The following is a 17,247-nucleotide window of genomic DNA, read 5'->3' on the forward strand; positions in this document are numbered from 1 at the left end:
CTCCGAGGAGCGGCTTTTTTTCGTCCCGCGTTCGAAGCTGGAACGCGAAGCAATCAACGACTCAGCGCGCTTCGACCTGCTTGAGCACCTCGTCGACGATCTGTTCCGGCGTCAGATCGATGCTGACCGTGATCGCTTCGTCGTCACCGGGCTCCTCGAGCGTATCGAGCTGGCTTTGCAGCAGCGACGGATCGAAGAAATGCCCGGTACGATCCCCGAGACGCTCCGCGAGCACCTCGCGCGAACCCTTCAGGTAGACGAAGCACACGTCCTTGTCGCCGGCACGCAGAATGTCGCGATACGAGCGCTTCAGCGACGAACACGTGAACACCGCCGTCTCGCCCGCTTTCTGCTTTTCCTCGATCGCCGCGCGGATCGTCTTCAGCCACGGCCAGCGGTCTTCGTCGGTGAGCGGAATGCCGTGGTGCATCTTCTCCTTGTTCGCCGCGCTATGGAACGCGTCGCCGTCGGTGAACGCGCAATGCAGGCGCTCGGCCAGCATTTCGCCAATCCTCGTCTTGCCGGCGCCCGACACGCCCATTGCGATCAGAATCATTTGAAACTCCTTACAGGACCGCCGCGAGTGCGAAGGTCAGGCCCAGCCCCATCACCGAAATGATGGTTTCGAGGAGCGACCACGTCTTGAAGGTCTGCACCACCGTCATGCCGAAATATTCCTTGATCAGCCAGAAGCCGCCGTCGTTCACGTGCGAGAAGATCAGCGAGCCCGAGCCGGTCGCGAGCACCATCAGTTCCGGCTTCACCTGCACCGCGCCCGCCGCCGCGATCGGCGCGACGATGCCGCAGGCGGTCGTCATCGCGACGGTGGCCGAGCCGGTCGCGAGACGCATCATCGCCGCGACGAGCCAGCCGAACAGCAGCGGCGACAGATGCACCGCGGTCGCCACGCTGGTGATTTCCTTCGAAATGCCGCTATCCATCAGTACGCGGCCAAAACCGCCGCCCGCACCGACGATCAGTGTAATACCCGCGATCGGCGCGAGACACTCGCCGCAGAACTTCTGAATCTGCTCGCGGTTAAAGCCGCGGCTCGCGCCGAAGGTCCAGAAGCTGACCAGCACGGCCGTCAGCAGCGCGACGTCGGTGTTGCCGAAGAAGCGCAGCAGATCGTTCGGCAGCGTCTTCGGCTCGAAGACCAGGTCGGCCCAGCTGCCGACCAGCATCAGGACCACCGGCAACAGGATCGTGACCAACGTGATGCCGAAGCCCGGCAGTTCGCGCTTCGGTGCAGCGGCCTTCGCGGCGTTACCACTTTGCACGCCGTTGGCGTCCTTCACGTCGCTGCCCAGAAATTGCGCGGCAAGCGGATTTTCCTTCGGCAACTGGATATGACGGCTCACCAGCAACGCGAACAGCGGACCGGCGACGATCGCGCACGGCACGCCGACGATCAGACCGTAGGCGATCGTCTTGCCGATGTCCGCGTGATACGCCTGCACGGCGAGCAGTGCGGCCGGGTGCGGCGGAATCAGCCCGTGCACGACGGACAGACCCGCGACCATCGGCAGGCCGACCAGCAGCAGCGATTTGTTGGTGCGCTTGGCGACGTTGAACGCGATCGGAATCAGCAGCACGAAGCCGACTTCGAAGAACACCGGCAAGCCGACGATGATCGCGACCACCATCATCGCCCAGTGAATGTGTTTCTCACCGAACCAGTTGATCAGCGTGGTCGCGACGCGCTCGGCGCCGCCCGATTCGGCCATCATCTTGCCGAGCATCGTACCGAGACCGACGACGATGGCAATGTGCCCGAGCGTGTTGCCGTTCCCCGTTTCGAACGATTTGACGATGGTCTGCATCGGCATGCCGGCCACGAGGCCCAGCAGCAACGACACGATGATCAGAACGAGAAACGGATAGACCTTGAAGCGCGTGATCATCAAGATCAGCAGCGCGATCGCGATCAATGCGTAGACCAGCAGCAAGCTGCCGTGGGCAGATTCCATGAAGCCCCTCCTTTGGTTTATTGACTTCAGAGTGCGGATGCGGCCGGCACTTCGTCTCACGGCAACCTGCGCGATGCCTGAAAACCCGGCTAGCCGCGCGGACGCTGAATTCTACTGTTTGTTTCCAGAAAGCGCGCGCAAATCCAGCACGCATATCAGGTAAAAAAAGAGTCTCGGCGCGACAGCCTGATGCGGCTGTATCGACGAGACTCCTGGGCCCGGTTCAGCTGACCGATGCGCTATTGGGTTGTGGGGCTTAGTGCGCGGGTGCCGCCAGTTGGCTCGCGGCGCGCGCGAGGCGGGTGAGCTCGTCCCAGTTCTGCGCGGCGAGCGCGGCCTTCGGCGTGAGCCACGAACCGCCGACACAGACCACGTTCGGCAGCGACAGGAAGTGCGGCGCGCTTTCCGGCGTGATGCCGCCGGTCGGGCAGAACTTCAGCGCCGGGAACGGGCCGTGGAACGCCTGCAGCATCGGCACGCCGCCCGCCTGCTGTGCGGGGAAGAACTTGACGATCTCGTAGCCGAGCTCGAGCGCGAGGATGATGTCCGACGGAGTCATCACGCCGGGCAACAGCGGCAGACCCACATCCTGCGCGGCCTTGTGCATGTCCTTGGTCAGACCCGGCGACACGCCGAACTGCGCGCCCGCCTTCTTCGCCTGGGCGCAATGCTCGGGCTTCGTGATCGTGCCGACACCGACCACGATATCGTCCGCGAGTTCGCACGCACGCTCGATCGCGCCGAGGCCCGCCGGCGTGCGCAGCGTGATTTCGAGCACCTTCACGCCGCCCGCGTGCAACGCGCGCGACACGTGTTCGCCCTGTTCGACCGTGTCGAACGCGAGCACCGGAATCACCGGGCCAAGGCGCACGATATCGCTTACTGTTTTCGACGTCATAGTCAGACTCCTTGTTTCTGCGGCGCCGCGCCGGCTTGCGCGGTGCTCGTGTGATGGTCGCTGGGTTGATGGCCGTGCTGATGGTCACCGTCGTGGCCGTGCTTGTGATGGCTGCCGTGGCCGTGCTGGCCGTCGACCGCGCCGTCCTCGCCGACCAGCTTGCCGAACACCGACGCGCCCTGCTCCGCCGGCGCCGCCGCCGCACGGAACACGCCGAACAGCTCGCGGCCGAAGCCGACTTCGTTGTCCGCCTGATGCAGCGGCTCGGCGTTCGGACGCGCGGCCCACTCGGCTGCGTCGATCTCGATGTCGAGCACGCCCGCCTCGGCGTCGATCACCAGCATGTCGCCCGTGCGCACTTTGCCGATCGGGCCTTGCAGCAACGCTTCCGGCGACAGATGAATGACCGCCGGCACCTTGCCCGACGCGCCCGACATACGGCCATCGGTCACCAGCGCGACATGGAAACCCTGATCCTGCAGCACACCGAGCAGCGGCGTCAAACGATGCAACTCGGGCATGCCGTTTGCGCGTGCGCCCTGGAAGCGCACCACCGCGATGAAGTCGCGCTTGAGCTCGCCCTTGTCGAACGCTTCCTGCACCGCTTCCTGCGAATCGAACACGATTGCCGGCGCCTTCACCTTGCGATGCTGCGCCGCGACCGCCGAAATCTTGATTACGCCGCGGCCGAGCTTGCCCTGCATCAGACGCAGGCCGCCGTCCGGCTGGAACGGCTCCCTGATGCCGCGCAGCACCGCTGTGTCAGCGCTCGCCTCGACACCTGCCACCCATTGCAGCTTGCCGTCGAGCAGCTTCGGCTCCTCGGTGTAGCGCTTCAGACCCTTGCCCGCGACCGTGTTCACGTCTTCATGCAGCAGACCGCCTTCGAGCAGATTGCGCACGAGGAACGCGACGCCGCCCGCCGCGTGGAAGTGGTTCACGTCGGCCTTGCCGTTCGGATAGATCTTCGCAAGCAGCGGTACCGCCTGCGACAGCGTGTCGAAGTCGTCCCAGTCGATCACGATGCCGGCCGCGCGCGCGATTGCGACGAGGTGCAGCGTGTGATTGGTCGAGCCGCCCGTCGCCAGCAGCGCGACGATGCCGTTGACGATCGCCTTCTCGTCGACCACATGGCCGATCGGCATGTAGTGGCCGCGCTCGACCGTCAGATCGAGCACGCGGCGCGCGGCCTGCGCGGTCAGCGCGTCGCGCAGCGGCGTGTGCGGATGCACGAAGGCCGAGCCCGGCAGATGCAGGCCCATCACTTCCATCAGCATCTGGTTACTGTTCGCGGTGCCGTAGAACGTGCAGGTGCCGTGGCTGTGATAGGCGGCCGCTTCCGCTTCGAGCAGCGCGTCGCGGCCGCACTGGCCGGTCGCGAACTGCTGACGCGTCCTGGCTTTGTCGTCGTTCGACAGGCCGCTTGCCATCGGGCCGGCCGGCACGAAGATGGTCGGCAAATGGCCGAACTGCAGCGCGCCGATCAGCAGGCCCGGCACGATCTTGTCGCAGATGCCGAGGCACAGCGCCGCGTCGAACATGTTGTGGGTGAGCGCGACGGCCGTGCTCATCGCGATCACTTCGCGCGAGAACAGCGACAGCTCCATGCCCGCGTTGCCCTGCGTGACGCCGTCGCACATCGCCGGCACGCCGCCCGCGAATTGCGCGACGCCGCCGTTTTCGCGCGCGGCCTGCTTGATGATGTCCGGGTAGTTTTTGTACGGCGCGTGCGCCGACAGCATCTCGTTGTACGACGACACGATGCCGATATTCGGCTCGCGGATCTGCTTGATCACGAGCTTGTCGTTGCCCTCGAGGCCGGCGAAACCGTGAGCGAGGTTCGCGCACGACAACGCGCCGCGCGCCGGAAAGCGCCCCTGCGCATGCTCGATGCGGGCCAGATACGCTGCGCGCGTGGGCTTGCTGCGCTCGATCACGCGTTGCGTGACCTTCAACAATTGCGAATGCGGGGAAACCATCGGAGCTCCTTCGTCGCTGGCGGCAGGCGCACGCATGACACCTGGCGGTATCGCGGGGTTGTGATATCGAACGACGCCATCTTAGTAGAAAAACTACACGATCGCAATGACGAACTCTGTTGCAGCGCCGCATGGCGCGGATCGCCAGGTCGCCCTACTGGCGGCGCCTTAGCGCTTTATAGCAGAAACCCAGGGAATACACTTACTCGCCGATATGTAGTTTTTGTACCTACCTTTTGTGCGCCAACGATCAATCGGATATAGTCCACACGTTCTTCAGCATAGTGCGAGTTTTCCGATGATGCTGTCCCAGGTGGAAGAGATGCGCGACCAGCTGCGCCCGTCCGAACGCAAGCTGGCCGATTACGTGATCGAGGCGCCGCGCGAGGTACTCGATCTGTCGATGACCGAGGTCGCCGCGCGCGCGGGCGTGAGTCAGCCGACGATCGCGCGCTTCTGCCACGCGCTCGGTTTCTCCGGCTTTCGCGAATTCAAGATCCGTCTCGCGCAGGGCATCGCCAGCGAAGTGCCCGCCGTCTATCGCGACGTGCGGCCCGACGAGCCGACGCCGGGTGTCGCCGCGAAGGTGCTCGACCGGACGATCGGCGCGCTGATTCAGGTGCGCAACAATCTGTCGTCGGATAGCGTCGCGGCGGCGATCGACATGCTCGCGCAAGCGAAGCGCATCGAGTTCTACGGGGCGGGCGGCTCAGGCATCGCCGCGCTCGACGTGCAGCACAAGTTCTTTCGGCTCGGCATGCCGAGCGTCGCGTATTCGGACCCGCATACGTTTCTGATGTCGGCCGCGCTGCTCGGACCTGGGGACGTGGTCGTCGCCATTTCCAATACGGGCCGCACGCGCGACATCATCGATGCCGCGAAGGCCGCGCTGAACGCGGGCGCGAAGGTGATCGCGATCACGCACGGCAATTCGCCGCTCGCGCGGCTCGCAACCGTGGGCCTCTTTGCGAACGTCGACGAAGACACCGACATCTTCTCCCCGATGACCTCGCGCGTGTCACATCTGGCGATCGGCGACATTCTGGCGGTCGGCGTCGCGCTGAGCCGCGGGCCCGAACTGCTGGAGAAGCTCGCGCAAACGAAGGAAGTGATCCACCGGCGGCGGGTGGATTCACAGGGGTGAACCGCTGCGATGGAACGCGGAACGACGGGATAACGCAAAAGGGCGGTGTGCCATTCAACCGGCATACCGCCCTTTGATCTTTTCCAGCGTCCTGCTTAACGCCGTCAGCCGCTCAGAACGGCTTGATCACTACCAGCGCGACCGCCGCGAGCATACCGAGCACCGGCAGCTCGTTGAACATCCGATACCACTTGTCCGAGCGGCGATTCTCGCCGCGCTCGAACCTGCGCAACAGCACGCCACAATACGCGTGATAGATGACGAGGAGCACGACCACGCCGACCTTCGCGTGAATCCAGCCCTGCCCGCTGCCGATGCCGATCACGAGCCACAACCACAGGCCGCACGCGATCGCGGGCACGGCGATGAAGCTCATGAAGCGGAACAGCTTGCGCGCCATCAGCAGAAGACGCGCCGTCGCGGCGGGTTCCGGTTTCCATCGCCAGATTGACGAAGATGCGCGGCAGATAGAACAGGCCGGCAAACCAGGAGGCAATCAATACGATGTGAAACGTCTTTACCCAAAGCATCGGCGGGGGTCCTTGTGGTCCTTGTTGTTGTGGCGCTTCGATTCGTGCTTTATTGACGGCCTTCGCCATGACCCAGCACGACGTATTTCAGCGACGTCAGCCCTTCGAGGCCGACCGGGCCGCGCGCGTGCAGCTTGTCGTTCGAAATGCCGATCTCGGCGCCGAGGCCGAACTCGAAGCCGTCCGCGAAACGCGTCGACGCGTTGACCATCACGCTCGCCGAATCGACTTCGCGCAGGAAGCGCATCGCGCGATCGTGGTCTTCGGTGACGATCGCGTCGGTGTGCTGCGAGCTATACGTGTTGATGTGCTCGATTGCCGCGTCGATGCCGTCGACCACCTTGATCGCGAGCACCGGCGCGAGATATTCGGTGCGCCAGTCTTCCTCGCTCGCATCGACGAGAGGACCGACGCCCGCATCGGCCAGCACCGCGCGCGCCGCCGCATCGACGCGCAGCTCGACGTCCTTGCCCCGATACAGCTTGCCGAGCGGCGGCAGCACCTCAGCGGCGATGCCGCGCGCGACCAGCAGCGTCTCCATCGTGTTGCAGGTGCCGTAGCGGTGCGTCTTCGCGTTGTCGCAGACGTTCAGCGCCTTCGCCAGGTCCGCGCGATCGTCGACATAAACGTGGCAGATGCCGTCGAGGTGCTTGATCATCGGCACGCGCGCTTCGTTCATCAAACGCTCGATCAGGCTCTTGCCGCCGCGCGGCACGATCACATCGACGTACTCGGTCATCGTGATGAGCTTGCCGACCGCCGCGCGGTCCGACGTCGCGACCACCTGCACCGCGTCCTGCGGCAGACCGGCCGCTTCGAGGCCCTCGCCGATCAGCTTCGCGAGCGCGGTATTGCATTCGAGCGCTTCCGAGCCGCCGCGCAAAATGGTCGCGTTGCCGGACTTCAGGCACAGCGCGGCCGCGTCGATCGTCACGTTCGGGCGCGATTCGTAGATGATGCCGATCACCCCGAGCGGCACACGCATCTGGCCGACCTGGATGCCGCTCGGCCGGTACTTCAGATTGCTGATCTCGCCGATCGGGTCGGCCAGCGCCGCGACCTGGCGCAGGCCTTCGACCATCGTTTTCAGCGCCTTGTCGGACAGCGTCAACCGGTCGATGAACGCGGCATCGTGGCCCTTGCCGCGGGCGCGTTCGAGGTCGCGCGCATTGGCGGCCTTCAGCAGATCGGCATCGCGCTCGATCGCCTCGGCAACGGCCGCAAGCGCCGCATTCTTCGCGGCGGTCGACGCCCGCGCCATCGCGCGCGAAGCCTGACGGGCGCGTTGGCCGAGGTCGGTCATGTACTGGTCGATATCCATGGTCATTCTCGTGATGCCCCGCACGTTGGCATGCGGTGGTCGGGCAGGATTAGCGAAAGATCAAACGATTGTAAGTCGGGTACCGGGGCTTTGCTCGCACGCGAGCGGCGGGTGCACTGTGCTGTCACAGGTTCGCCGATGCGTTTCGTTCGGCGCGTGGCACGCGAAACACGCTGGTCTGTCTGTGTGGAACGACTGGCAGTTGGTACACGATGGCTCGCATCAGCCACTGCTTCGACGCTCGCGCGAATCAGCTGTGCCGCTTCAGACTGGCCGCCGCGCTGGCGCCGCCGTTGGCACCCGAGGTCGCGGCGGCGGCACTGGCGAAGCTGCCGACGGTTTTGGCGCCGCCACCGTCATCGCGAGTTCGAACAGGCCGTCCCACGGATCGGGCGGCGGATCGTTGCGATGATTGCCCGGCGTGCCGCCCGACAGCCCCTTCACCTGCCGGTCGAGCCGCGCCGCCAGCGCGAGTGCCTTCTCGAGCGCCGCTTCGCTGACGCGCGACAGCGCAGGTCCGATCAGCCGTTCGCGCGGACCCCACACGCGGTTCTCGCGCGTGAGCATCGCGAGCGGCTTGCCGGCCGCGACGCCGCGCTTGATCCGCAGCAGCGTGCGCACTTCTTCGACGACCGCCCACAGCACGAGCACCGCGGCCTCGCCCTCACCGCGCAGCCCGTCGAGCATGCGCGCGAGACGGCCGACGTCGCCCGCGAGCATCGCCTCGTTGAGCTTGAACACGTCGTAGCGCGCGACGTTGAGCACCGCGTCCTGAACCTGATCGAAGCTCAGCGAGCCGTTCGGATACAGCAGCCCGAGCTTCTGGATTTCCTGATGCGCGGCGAGCAGATTGCCCTCGACGCGCTCGGCGATGAACGCGAGCGCTCGCCGCCCCTCCTCGCCGGCTGCGACGCGCTGACCCTGGGCCGCGAGCCGCTGCCCGACCCAGTTCGGCAGCTGCGCGCGCTCGACCGGATCGATCTTCAACGCGACGCCGGCGTCGGCGAGCGCGGTGAACCATGCCGACTTTTGCGTGGCCGCATCGAGGCGCGGCAGCGTAATCATCGTCAGCACGTCGTCGTTGACGGTGGATGCGAGCGCCTTCAGCGCATCGGCGCCTTCCTTACCGGGTTTGCCCGACGGAATGCGCAACTCGACCAGCTGACGGTCGCCGAACAGCGACATCGACTGGCTCGCGCCGAGCAGCGAGCTCCAGTCGAAACCGCGCTCGACCGTGAACACCGAGCGGTCGGTGAAGCCGGCCGCGCGCGCCGCCGCGCGGATGCGATCGCACGCTTCCTGCGCGAGCAGATGCTCATCGCCGTATACGACGTACAGTCCGGCGAGGCCGCGGGCGAGATGCGCTTCGAGCGCGTCAGGTCGCAGTTGCATGGCTGGCGGTTGACGGGATGAATGAGATTCGACGAATCACGAACGGCGCGATGCTCACAGCGGCGGCGGCGGCAGCGGTGCGCGCGGCACGATGGCCGGCACGGCCTCGGCCGGCGTCGGATGCAGCGAGCGCACCACGCCGAGACGGCGGACGAGCTGATCGACCGCGTCGTTTTCCATGTCGGCGAACAGGATGTCGGACTCCGCGGCCTTCGCCTGCGAGAACTGGTCGCTATAGGTCATCGCGCGGTTCAGCGCGATCACGCTGCCCGGAATCAACACGGTGCCGTCCTTGCCGGTCAGCGTGTAGGTCATCTGCAGATTCAGCTGATACTCGGCGACGACGCCCAGCGAATTCAGCGTCAGCGTGCTGACGTTGCGGTTCTGCGTGATCTGCAGCAGCGCATCGGCATTGGCGGGCGAGCTGACCACCACGGTGTCGCTGCCGCCCTGCACGATGCGCGTGAAGCGCGCCATGGCCGCGGGCGAGCCGCCCGCCACATAGAGGCGCTTGAACGCGAAGTCCTGCTGGCCGCGCAACTGGAAGCCGCAGGCCGACAACATCATTACGCTGCAAGCGAGCGTCAAAAACGATCTGCGAGTCACATTCGCTCCCGGTTCGCAGTGGATTCGCGGTGCCGAGGAACGCCGCCGGGCGGGCGGCGCTCCGTCTGCCGGATGAGGGCCTGGAACGTCAAACGACCACGTTCACGAGGCGGCCCGGCACCACGATGATCTTCTTAGGCGCCTTGCCTTCGCTGAACTTCACGACCATTGCGTGCTCGGCCGAGAGCTGCTCGATCGCTTCGCGAGACGCGTCTTTCGCGACCGTGATCGCGCCGCGCACCTTACCGTTCACCTGCAGCACGAGTTCGATCTCGGCCTGTTCGAGCGCCTTCTCGTCGACCTTCGGCCACGGCGCGTCGAGCAGCGGGCCGAATTCGTCGGCATAGCCGAGCTCCTGCCACAGCTGGAACGTCAGGTGCGGCACGACCGGGTACAGCACGCGCAGCATCACACCGTAGGTTTCACGCAGCACGGCGGTCTGCGCGCCCTTCGCGCCGTCGAGCGCGTTGAGCATCTTCATCGCGGCCGATACCACCGTGTTGTACTGAAGACGCTGATAGTCGAAATCGGCCTGCTTCAGCACGCTATAGATCTCGCGACGCAGCGCCTTGTCGGTGTCGTTGAATCGTGCGGCGTCCAACTGGCCGCCCGCGCGCAGCGCGGCTTCGTTCGAATAGCCGAAGTTCCACACGCGACGCAGGAAGCGGCTCGCGCCTTCGACGCCCGAACCCGACCACTCGAGCTGCTGCTCGGGCGGAGCCGCGAACATCACGAACAGACGCGCGGTGTCCGCGCCGTGCTGATCGATCAGCATCTGCGGGTCGACGCCGTTGTTCTTCGACTTCGACATCTTCTCGACGCCGCCGAGCACGACCGGCTGGCCGTCAGCGTTCAGCACCGCGCCGACCGGGCGGCCCTTGTCGTCGAACGACACGGTCACTTCCGCCGGGTTGTACCAGGTCTTCTTGCCCGCTTCGTTTTCGCGGTAATAGGTTTCGTTGAGCACCATGCCCTGCGTGAGCAGGTTCTTCGCCGGTTCGCCGAACTTCACGAGACCGAGGTCGCGCATCACCTTCGCCCAGAAACGCGAGTACAGCAGGTGCAGGATCGCGTGTTCGATACCGCCGATGTATTGATCCATCGGCGCCCAGTAGTCGGTGCGCTCGTCGACCATCGTCTTCGCATCCGGCGACGCGTAGCGGTAGAAGTACCACGACGAATCGACGAAGGTGTCCATCGTGTCGGTTTCGCGCTTTGCCGCGCCGCCGCAGCTCGGGCACGTGCAGTTCAGGAACGCTTCGGACTTCGCGAGCGGATTGCCCGTGCCGTCCGGCACCAGGTCTTCCGGCAGCACGACCGGCAGGTCTTTTTCCGGCACCGGCACGTCGCCGCACTTCGGGCAGTGGATGATCGGGATCGGCGTGCCCCAGTAACGCTGGCGCGACACGCCCCAGTCACGCAGACGCCACGTGATCTGCTTGTCGCCGAGGCCCAGTTCCTTGAGATCGGCGGCGATGCGGTCTACGGCTTCGTCGTAGGCGAGGCCGTCGTACTTGCCGCTGTTCACCAGCGTGCCGGTCTTCTCGCCGTACCACTCCGCCCACGCTTCGGTCGAGAATTCCTTGCCCTCGACCGCGACGACCTGCTTTACCGGCAGACCGTATTTCTTCACGAACGCGAAGTCGCGCTCGTCGTGCGCCGGCACGCCCATCACCGCGCCTTCGCCGTAAGTCATCAGCACGTAGTTGCCGATCCACACCTCGACCTTCGCCTGCGTCAGCGGATGCGTGACGTAGAAGCCGGTGGCCATGCCTTTCTTTTCCATCGTCGCGACGTCGGCTTCGGCGACGCCACCGCGCTTGCATTCGTCGATGAACGGCTGCAGTTCCGGCTTGTCTTGCGCGAGACGCGTGGCGAGCGGATGCTCGGCGGCGATCGCGCAGAACGTGACGCCCATGATCGTGTCGGCGCGCGTCGTGAACACGCGCAGCAGCTTCTGTTCGCCGTCGATTTCATACGGGAAGCCGAAGTTCACGCCGAAGCTCTTGCCGATCCAGTTCTGCTGCATGATCTTCACGCGCTCGGGCCAGCCGAGGCCTTCGAGATCGTTCAGCAGTTCATCCGCGTACTGCGTGATGCGCATGTAGTACATCGGGATTTCGCGCTTTTCGACGAGCGCGCCCGAGCGCCAGCCGCGCCCGTCGATCACCTGCTCGTTCGCGAGCACGGTCTGGTCGACCGGGTCCCAGTTCACGGTGCCGGTTTTCTTGTACGCGATGCCCTTTTCGAGCATCTTCAGGAACAGCCACTGGTTCCACTTGTAGTAGTCAGGGCTGCAGGTCGCGACTTCGCGCGACCAGTCGATCGCGAGGCCCATCGACTGCATCTGCTTCTTCATGTAAGCGATGTTGTCGTAGGTCCACTGCGCGGGCGGCACGTTGTTGGCCATCGCGGCGTTCTCCGCCGGCATGCCGAAGGCATCCCAACCCATCGGCATCAGCACGTTGTAGCCGTTCATCCGCAGATAACGGTACATCACGTCGTTGATCGTGTAGTTGCGCACGTGCCCCATGTGCAGCTTGCCCGACGGATACGGCAGCATCGAGACGCAGTAGAACTTGGGCTTGTCGGTGGTTTCCGTCGTCTTGTAGGCGTCGACGGCGCGCCATTGCCCTTGCGCGGCGGCTTCGACGTCGGAGGGAACGTATTTTTCGTGCATGGTGTGATGGGATCGCCAGGTTCGGTGCTTTCGCACCGGCCCGGTGCTCTGCAGAATGTCGTTGCGTCGTGTCCCCTTCGGCGGGGAAAGGGCTGATTATACCGTTCGCGGACGGGTGCGCCGCGCGGCGTGGTGCGGGACTGGGTATGCCGGATTCGTGAACGCGGTGCGCACCCGGTGGCGCTCAGTGCTGCGCGGCGGGCGGCGGCGGGTCCGTCACGAAGCCGATCCGCTCGAGCCCCGCCTGCTGCGCGGCGCCCATCACCTGCGCAATCACTTCGTAGCGCGTCGAGCGCTCCGCGCGCAACTGGATGTCCGGCTGGTCCGCCTGCTTGCCGGCTTCGGCGAACTGCGCGCGCATCTGCGCGAGCGTGATCGGCTTGCCGTTCCAGTAGAGCTTGCCCGGCGCCGTCGATCGAAAGGGAGATGGTTTGCGGGGTCTGGCGCGCGGGCGCCGCCGCGACCTTCGGCAGATCGAGCCGGATCGCGTGCGAGAACAGCGGCGCGGTGATGATGAAAATCACCAGCAGCACCAGCATCACGTCGATCAGCGGCGTCATGTTGATCTCGGCCATCGGCGCGGCCGTCTGCTTCTTCTCGAGTCCGCCGAATGCCATGTCGCCTCCTTGCGTCTGAGTTTGCCCGTGCGATGGGCGGTGTGTCGTGCGAGGAAGGTCGCGATGTGCCGAGCCCGCCGCGCGTGACAAGTCAGCGGTGCGCCTCGCGCGCCGCCTGCTGCGCGCGCGGAGGCGTCGGCGCGTGCTCGGTTGGGGAGCATACGTACGCATGCAGATCGTGCGCGAAGCCGTCCAACTCCTCGGACAATTGCCGCACGAGGCGGCCCAGCACGTTGTACGCGAGCACCGCCGGAATCGCGACCACCAGACCGAACGCGGTCATGATCAGCGCTTCGCCCACCGGTCCCGCGACGTTCTCGATCTGCGCCTGCCCGCTCGCCGCGATGCTGCCGAGCGCGTGATAGATACCCCATACGGTGCCGAGCAGACCGACGAACGGCGCGGTGCTGCCAACCGACGCAAGCAGCACCTGACCGAACTCGAGCCGCCGCTGCGACGCATTGAGCGCCTGGCGCAGCGCGCGCAGCACCCGTTCGCTGCGCTCGACGCGCGCGAGCAGCGCGCCCGGAATGTCGACCTCGGCCGCATTCAGCGCCGCTTCGGCGAGCGGCGCGAACACGCGCTCACGATCAGTGCGGCGCAGGATGGCGACGCCTTCGGCGAGCGTCGGCGCCTGCCAGAAGCGCGCGATCGCCCGGTTGGCCTGGCGTTTCGCGCGCGTCAGAATCCAGCTCTTGACGATCAGAAAACACCAGCTCGCAATCGACATGGCCAGCAGCACATAGGCGACGCCATGCGTGATTGCGTCGCTCGTTTGCAGGTAATGGATGATGCCGCTGCTGCCTGCCATCTGACCTCGCCTTTGGAAAGTGACTTCGGGAGGGCGCGCTCGGGATGCGCTACTCCGCCTCTGCGCAACGGGCTTCGCTCAACGCAGGCCGAGCACGTCCTGCATGTCGAAGAAGCCGTTGTCGTGGCCTTCGAGGAAGCGTACAGCACGAAGCGCGCCTTGTGCATATGACAGGCGGCTTGCCGATTTGTGCGTGATCTCGATGCGCTCGCCGATGCCCGCGAACAGCACCGTATGATCGCCGACGATATCGCCGCCGCGAATCGCCGAGAAGCCGATCGTCGACGGATCGCGCTCGCCGGTCACGCCTTCGCGGCCGTAGATCGCGCAGTCGTCGAGATTGCGGCCGAGCGCGTTGGCGATCACTTCGCCCATCGTCAGCGCGGTGCCGGACGGCGCGTCGACCTTGTGACGATGATGCGCCTCGATGATCTCGATGTCGTAGCCGGTCGAGAAGTGCCGCGCCGCGTATTCGAGCAGCTTCAGCGTAACGTTCACGCCGACGCTCATGTTCGACGCGAACACGACGCCGATCTTCTGCGCCGCCGCGCGCAGCTGCGCTTTTTGCGCGTTGTCGAAGCCGGTCGTGCCGATCACCATTTTCACGTCGTGGCGCTGCGCGGCTTCGAGATGCGCGAGCGTCGCGTCGGGACGCGTGAAGTCGATCAGATAGTCGGATTCGGCGAACACACGCTCGATGTCGTCGGACAGCAGCACGCCGGTCTCTTTGCCGAGGAACGCCCCGGCGTCCTGGCCAAGCTGCGCAGCGCCCGTGCGGCAGAGCGCGCCGGACAGCGTCGCGTCGGCATCGTTGAGGACGGTTTCGATGAGCATGCGGCCCATCCGGCCCGATGCGCCTGCAATGGCAATTTTCATGACGATGAAGATTCGAAAAGAGTCAACCGGTATGGAGCCCGGCAAACGCGGCCCGGCGAATGCCCGGACCAGTGTGCCGGGGAATGCGCCCGGTCGATATAGGGACACGCGGCGGCAGGGAGCAAAGTCACCCGGCTCGCTGCTGGAGCCAATGCGGGCGGCCAACCGGGACGGCTCGCTCAGGTGACTGACCGATACGGCCCGCTGCGGCGACCCACTGCCGCGGAAACCGCGGCAACACATTCATGCGGCCCAAGCGGCGCATTTCCGAGCTCGCCTGGTGCCGGACAAACACACATCTGGCGGGCGCCGCACATGTGGCGCGCAGCCCGCCTCACAACACCGACGAGCAAATCAGTTGCTCGTTCCCGGCGTCGCCGGCGAAGTGTTCAGCGTCGGGCTGCCGCTGCTTTGCGAGCCCGTCGGGCCGACCGGGTTGCTTTCGTTCTCCTGAGCGGGCGGCGGCGGACGCTTGAACTGGAACTGCGGCTGACCGCCGGACGTCGGGCCTTGCGTCGGGATCCCGCCAGCGTTCGCTCGCGGCACGGCCGACCGCACGGACGGCGCGCGGCTCGGCGTCGGCACCGCGCTCGTTGCGCGATTGGCCGCCTGGGCGGCTTCCGCGTTGGCGTCCATGGACGGCGTGGCGGCCTGCTGGGCGCCTTCGACCGACGGCGAGCGCGTCGTATCCACGGTAGCCGGTGCCGCGGCGGCCGCCGCACTGGCGGCGGCTGCGTCGCTGGCGGCCACGGCGTTGGCGGCCTCGGCCGCGCTCGCCGCGCGCGGCGGCGTCGCGTTCGGGCTGCGGCCACGGCGGTCGCCGTCGATCTCGGCCAGCAATTCGAGATTGGTCGGCAGATCCTCGCCGCCCGTCCAGTGGGTCACGAGGTCGCCGGAGAAGTACACGACGAAGTCACGCTGCTGCACGATCGACGTCGAGCCGCGCTTGAAATAGAACACGTAATCCCAGCGATTCGCGTGGAACATGTCGGTCAACAGCGGCGTGCCGAGCAACTGACGCACCTGCGCGCGCGTCATGCCGACCTTCATCTGGTCGGCCATTTCCTGCGACACGAAATTACCTTGCACAACCGTAATCCGATACGGCGTAATGCGTTGGGCAATGCGCTGGGTCAGGCTGTCGTATGTGGAACATCCGGCAAGAACCGCGACAGTCGCAACAGCGATCAAGGTACCCCGCATGCGGCTCCCCCGGTAGATCAATTGAGATTTAGAAATCATTTCACTCACCGTGCGGGCCCGCTTGCGGGCCGCGCTCATTCCATCGAAGATGACCAGAACGGCAAAAACACATTACTATGAGAGCCCAGCATTGTACTCTAGGGATCCCTTGTCATGACCAATCCAACCGATCTCAAGAACATCGGGCTCAAGGCGACCCTTCCGCGCCTCAAAATCCTTGAGATTTTCCAGCATAGCCCGGTGCGTCACCTGACCGCCGAAGACGTGTACCGCAACCTCCTGCACGAGGAACTCGATATCGGTCTCGCCACCGTGTATCGTGTGCTGACGCAATTTGAGCAGGCCGGCCTGCTCTCGCGCAGCAATTTCGAATCGGGCAAGGCGGTGTTCGAACTGAACGAGGGGTCGCACCACGACCACCTCGTGTGCCTCGATTGCGGGCTGGTCGAGGAATTTTTCGACCCCGAAATCGAAAGCCGTCAGCAGTCCATCGCCAAAGCACGCGGCTTCAAGCTGCAGGAACACGCGCTGGCGCTGTATGGGGCGTGCACGAAGGAAAATTGCCCGCATCGTAAGCACTGATGCGTCGCGGGTCGCCTGCGAACGCGACCTGGCAAGTCAGAAAAAAGACCCGGCCGATGGGCATCGGCCGGGTCTTTTCTATTCAGGCGGCGGCAATCGCCGCTATCCGACCAGCTCCGCGCTCGGCTCGAAGGCTAGCCGCCACGGCTCGGCCAACTGCAATTCGTCGCAATTCGGCGCATCGCCGCCGCGATCGACGACGATGAAATCGCTGACCTGATCGAGCGCGAGCAGCGGATGGTGCCAGACCCCTTTCGCGTAATTGACGCCCTGCCACGCATCGGTCCAGAACGCGCGCATGCGCGCGGCGTCGAACTCGCCGGCCGGCGCGACCACCATCAGATATCGGCCCGCGCGTAAGGGAATGAAAGCCTGGCTGCCGAGCGGATGCCGCTCCATCATCGTGATCTCGACGGGCAGCGCGCGCGGCTGCGCGCGAAACAGACTGACGAGCGGCCGGCCGCCCTGCTCCACCACGTCGACGCGCGCGAGGTCGTGATAGCGCTCGGTGGTACCGCCGTTGATCGGAAAACGACGCGCGCCGTCGAGTTCGATCACGTCGCCGAACGGCGCGAAGGCCGCGCGCGTCAGGCGTTCCATCTGCAGGATCTTCATGCGTGCCGCTCCATGACGTTGCT

General features: G+C 65.4%; 15 protein-coding genes and 2 pseudogenes. 3 read left to right on the top strand and 14 right to left on the bottom strand.

What is annotated here, in order from left to right:
* Window positions 1–61: 61 nt before the first annotated feature.
* The 4 genes from OKW40_RS13865 to edd all read right to left on the bottom strand — a co-directional run bounded on the left by OKW40_RS13865 (window position 62) and on the right by edd (window position 4,847).
* Complete coding sequence (locus OKW40_RS13865) at window positions 62–556, bottom strand: gluconokinase (protein ID WP_429490209.1); 495 nt, start codon at window positions 554–556, stop codon at window positions 62–64.
* 10 nt (window positions 557–566) lie between these two features.
* Window positions 567–1,970, bottom strand: coding sequence for a gluconate:H+ symporter (locus OKW40_RS13870; protein ID WP_429490211.1), 1,404 nt, complete (start codon window positions 1,968–1,970; stop codon window positions 567–569).
* Window positions 1,971–2,226: 256 nt separating this feature from the next.
* Entirely contained in the window at window positions 2,227–2,868 is a 642-nt protein-coding gene (gene eda / locus OKW40_RS13875; RefSeq protein WP_090801837.1) for a bifunctional 4-hydroxy-2-oxoglutarate aldolase/2-dehydro-3-deoxy-phosphogluconate aldolase, read from the bottom strand.
* 2 nt (window positions 2,869–2,870) lie between these two features.
* Window positions 2,871–4,847: a phosphogluconate dehydratase gene (gene edd / locus OKW40_RS13880; RefSeq protein WP_429490212.1), complete on the bottom strand. Its 1,977-nt coding sequence runs from the start codon at window positions 4,845–4,847 to the stop codon at window positions 2,871–2,873.
* Window positions 4,848–5,145: 298 nt separating this feature from the next.
* On the opposite strand from edd, the gene OKW40_RS13885 reads away from it, so the two are divergent.
* A complete protein-coding gene (locus OKW40_RS13885) occupies window positions 5,146–5,991 on the top strand; it encodes a MurR/RpiR family transcriptional regulator (RefSeq protein WP_090801838.1) in 846 nt (281 codons plus the stop codon).
* Between the two features lie 112 nt (window positions 5,992–6,103).
* Here the strand turns inward: OKW40_RS13885 and OKW40_RS13890 are convergent.
* The 6 genes and pseudogenes from OKW40_RS13890 to OKW40_RS13915 all read right to left on the bottom strand — a co-directional run bounded on the left by OKW40_RS13890 (window position 6,104) and on the right by OKW40_RS13915 (window position 13,080).
* Window positions 6,104–6,521, bottom strand: a pseudogene (locus tag OKW40_RS13890) (CopD family protein).
* A gap of 49 nt (window positions 6,522–6,570) precedes the next feature.
* Complete coding sequence (locus OKW40_RS13895) at window positions 6,571–7,842, bottom strand: glutamate-5-semialdehyde dehydrogenase (RefSeq protein ID WP_184058450.1); 1,272 nt, start codon at window positions 7,840–7,842, stop codon at window positions 6,571–6,573.
* 264 nt (window positions 7,843–8,106) lie between these two features.
* Window positions 8,107–9,234 carry a DNA polymerase III subunit delta gene (gene holA / locus OKW40_RS13900; RefSeq protein ID WP_429356144.1) on the bottom strand — a complete coding sequence of 376 codons (1,128 nt, stop codon included), beginning with the start codon at window positions 9,232–9,234 and terminating at the stop codon, window positions 8,107–8,109.
* 54 nt (window positions 9,235–9,288) lie between these two features.
* Window positions 9,289–9,840 carry an LPS assembly lipoprotein LptE gene (gene lptE / locus OKW40_RS13905; RefSeq protein ID WP_176078962.1) on the bottom strand — a complete coding sequence of 184 codons (552 nt, stop codon included), beginning with the start codon at window positions 9,838–9,840 and terminating at the stop codon, window positions 9,289–9,291.
* An 88-nt stretch (window positions 9,841–9,928) separates the two neighbouring features.
* The gene (leuS, locus tag OKW40_RS13910) at window positions 9,929–12,520 is read right to left on the bottom strand and encodes a leucine--tRNA ligase (protein WP_429408320.1); all 2,592 of its coding nucleotides are present in this window, start codon (window positions 12,518–12,520) and stop codon (window positions 9,929–9,931) included.
* A 184-nt stretch (window positions 12,521–12,704) separates the two neighbouring features.
* A pseudogene (locus OKW40_RS13915) lies at window positions 12,705–13,080 on the bottom strand (ExbD/TolR family protein).
* On the opposite strand from OKW40_RS13915, the gene OKW40_RS13920 reads away from it, so the two are divergent.
* Window positions 13,031–13,156: a hypothetical protein gene (locus OKW40_RS13920; protein WP_429492061.1), complete on the top strand. Its 126-nt coding sequence runs from the start codon at window positions 13,031–13,033 to the stop codon at window positions 13,154–13,156. The pseudogene OKW40_RS13915 and the gene OKW40_RS13920 sit on opposite strands and share 50 nt — an antisense overlap.
* A 72-nt stretch (window positions 13,157–13,228) precedes the next feature.
* On the opposite strand, the gene OKW40_RS13925 is transcribed toward OKW40_RS13920, so the two are convergent.
* The 3 genes from OKW40_RS13925 to OKW40_RS13935 all read right to left on the bottom strand — a co-directional run bounded on the left by OKW40_RS13925 (window position 13,229) and on the right by OKW40_RS13935 (window position 16,027).
* Window positions 13,229–13,948 (bottom strand): MotA/TolQ/ExbB proton channel family protein, encoded by a 720-nt coding sequence (locus tag OKW40_RS13925; protein WP_184058458.1) that lies wholly within the window; start codon window positions 13,946–13,948, stop codon window positions 13,229–13,231.
* Window positions 13,949–14,026: 78 nt separating this feature from the next.
* On the bottom strand, window positions 14,027–14,824 hold the full coding sequence (dapB, locus tag OKW40_RS13930) for a 4-hydroxy-tetrahydrodipicolinate reductase (RefSeq protein WP_184006535.1): 798 nt from the start codon (window positions 14,822–14,824) through the stop codon (window positions 14,027–14,029).
* A 354-nt stretch (window positions 14,825–15,178) separates the two neighbouring features.
* Window positions 15,179–16,027: an outer membrane protein assembly factor BamE gene (locus OKW40_RS13935; protein WP_184058620.1), complete on the bottom strand. Its 849-nt coding sequence runs from the start codon at window positions 16,025–16,027 to the stop codon at window positions 15,179–15,181.
* 153 nt (window positions 16,028–16,180) lie between these two features.
* On the opposite strand from OKW40_RS13935, the gene fur reads away from it, so the two are divergent.
* Window positions 16,181–16,609 carry a ferric iron uptake transcriptional regulator gene (gene fur, locus OKW40_RS13940; RefSeq protein ID WP_013090534.1) on the top strand — a complete coding sequence of 143 codons (429 nt, stop codon included), beginning with the start codon at window positions 16,181–16,183 and terminating at the stop codon, window positions 16,607–16,609.
* A gap of 102 nt (window positions 16,610–16,711) precedes the next feature.
* Here the strand turns inward: fur and OKW40_RS13945 are convergent, their stop codons facing one another.
* Complete coding sequence (locus tag OKW40_RS13945; RefSeq protein WP_429490215.1) at window positions 16,712–17,224, bottom strand: ureidoglycolate lyase; 513 nt, start codon at window positions 17,222–17,224, stop codon at window positions 16,712–16,714.
* Window positions 17,225–17,247: the final 23 nt, after the last annotated feature.

It is taken from the genome of Paraburkholderia sp. RAU6.4a, from assembly GCF_050435625.1.
Lineage (GTDB): Bacteria > Pseudomonadota > Gammaproteobacteria > Burkholderiales > Burkholderiaceae > Paraburkholderia > Paraburkholderia tuberum.

What these genes read in the sequence shown, in the direction of transcription:
- OKW40_RS13920 (WP_429492061.1), top strand. Translation starts at nt 13,031, where the DNA reads ATGATGAAAATCACCAGCAGCACCAGCATCACGTCGATCAGCGGCGTC.
- fur (WP_013090534.1), top strand. Translation starts at nt 16,181, where the DNA reads ATGACCAATCCAACCGATCTCAAGAACATCGGGCTCAAGGCGACCCTT.
- OKW40_RS13865 (WP_429490209.1), bottom strand. Translation starts at nt 556, where the DNA reads ATGATTCTGATCGCAATGGGCGTGTCGGGCGCCGGCAAGACGAGGATT.
- OKW40_RS13895 (WP_184058450.1), bottom strand. Translation starts at nt 7,842, where the DNA reads ATGGATATCGACCAGTACATGACCGACCTCGGCCAACGCGCCCGTCAG.
- holA (WP_429356144.1), bottom strand. Translation starts at nt 9,234, where the DNA reads ATGCAACTGCGACCTGACGCGCTCGAAGCGCATCTCGCCCGCGGCCTC.
- leuS (WP_429408320.1), bottom strand. Translation starts at nt 12,520, where the DNA reads ATGCACGAAAAATACGTTCCCTCCGACGTCGAAGCCGCCGCGCAAGGG.
- dapB (WP_184006535.1), bottom strand. Translation starts at nt 14,824, where the DNA reads ATGAAAATTGCCATTGCAGGCGCATCGGGCCGGATGGGCCGCATGCTC.
- OKW40_RS13885 (WP_090801838.1), top strand. Translation starts at nt 5,146, where the DNA reads ATGATGCTGTCCCAGGTGGAAGAGATGCGCGACCAGCTGCGCCCGTCC.
- OKW40_RS13870 (WP_429490211.1), bottom strand. Translation starts at nt 1,970, where the DNA reads ATGGAATCTGCCCACGGCAGCTTGCTGCTGGTCTACGCATTGATCGCG.
- OKW40_RS13935 (WP_184058620.1), bottom strand. Translation starts at nt 16,027, where the DNA reads ATGCGGGGTACCTTGATCGCTGTTGCGACTGTCGCGGTTCTTGCCGGA.
- OKW40_RS13945 (WP_429490215.1), bottom strand. Translation starts at nt 17,224, where the DNA reads ATGAAGATCCTGCAGATGGAACGCCTGACGCGCGCGGCCTTCGCGCCG.
- edd (WP_429490212.1), bottom strand. Translation starts at nt 4,847, where the DNA reads ATGGTTTCCCCGCATTCGCAATTGTTGAAGGTCACGCAACGCGTGATC.
- OKW40_RS13925 (WP_184058458.1), bottom strand. Translation starts at nt 13,948, where the DNA reads ATGGCAGGCAGCAGCGGCATCATCCATTACCTGCAAACGAGCGACGCA.
- eda (WP_090801837.1), bottom strand. Translation starts at nt 2,868, where the DNA reads ATGACGTCGAAAACAGTAAGCGATATCGTGCGCCTTGGCCCGGTGATT.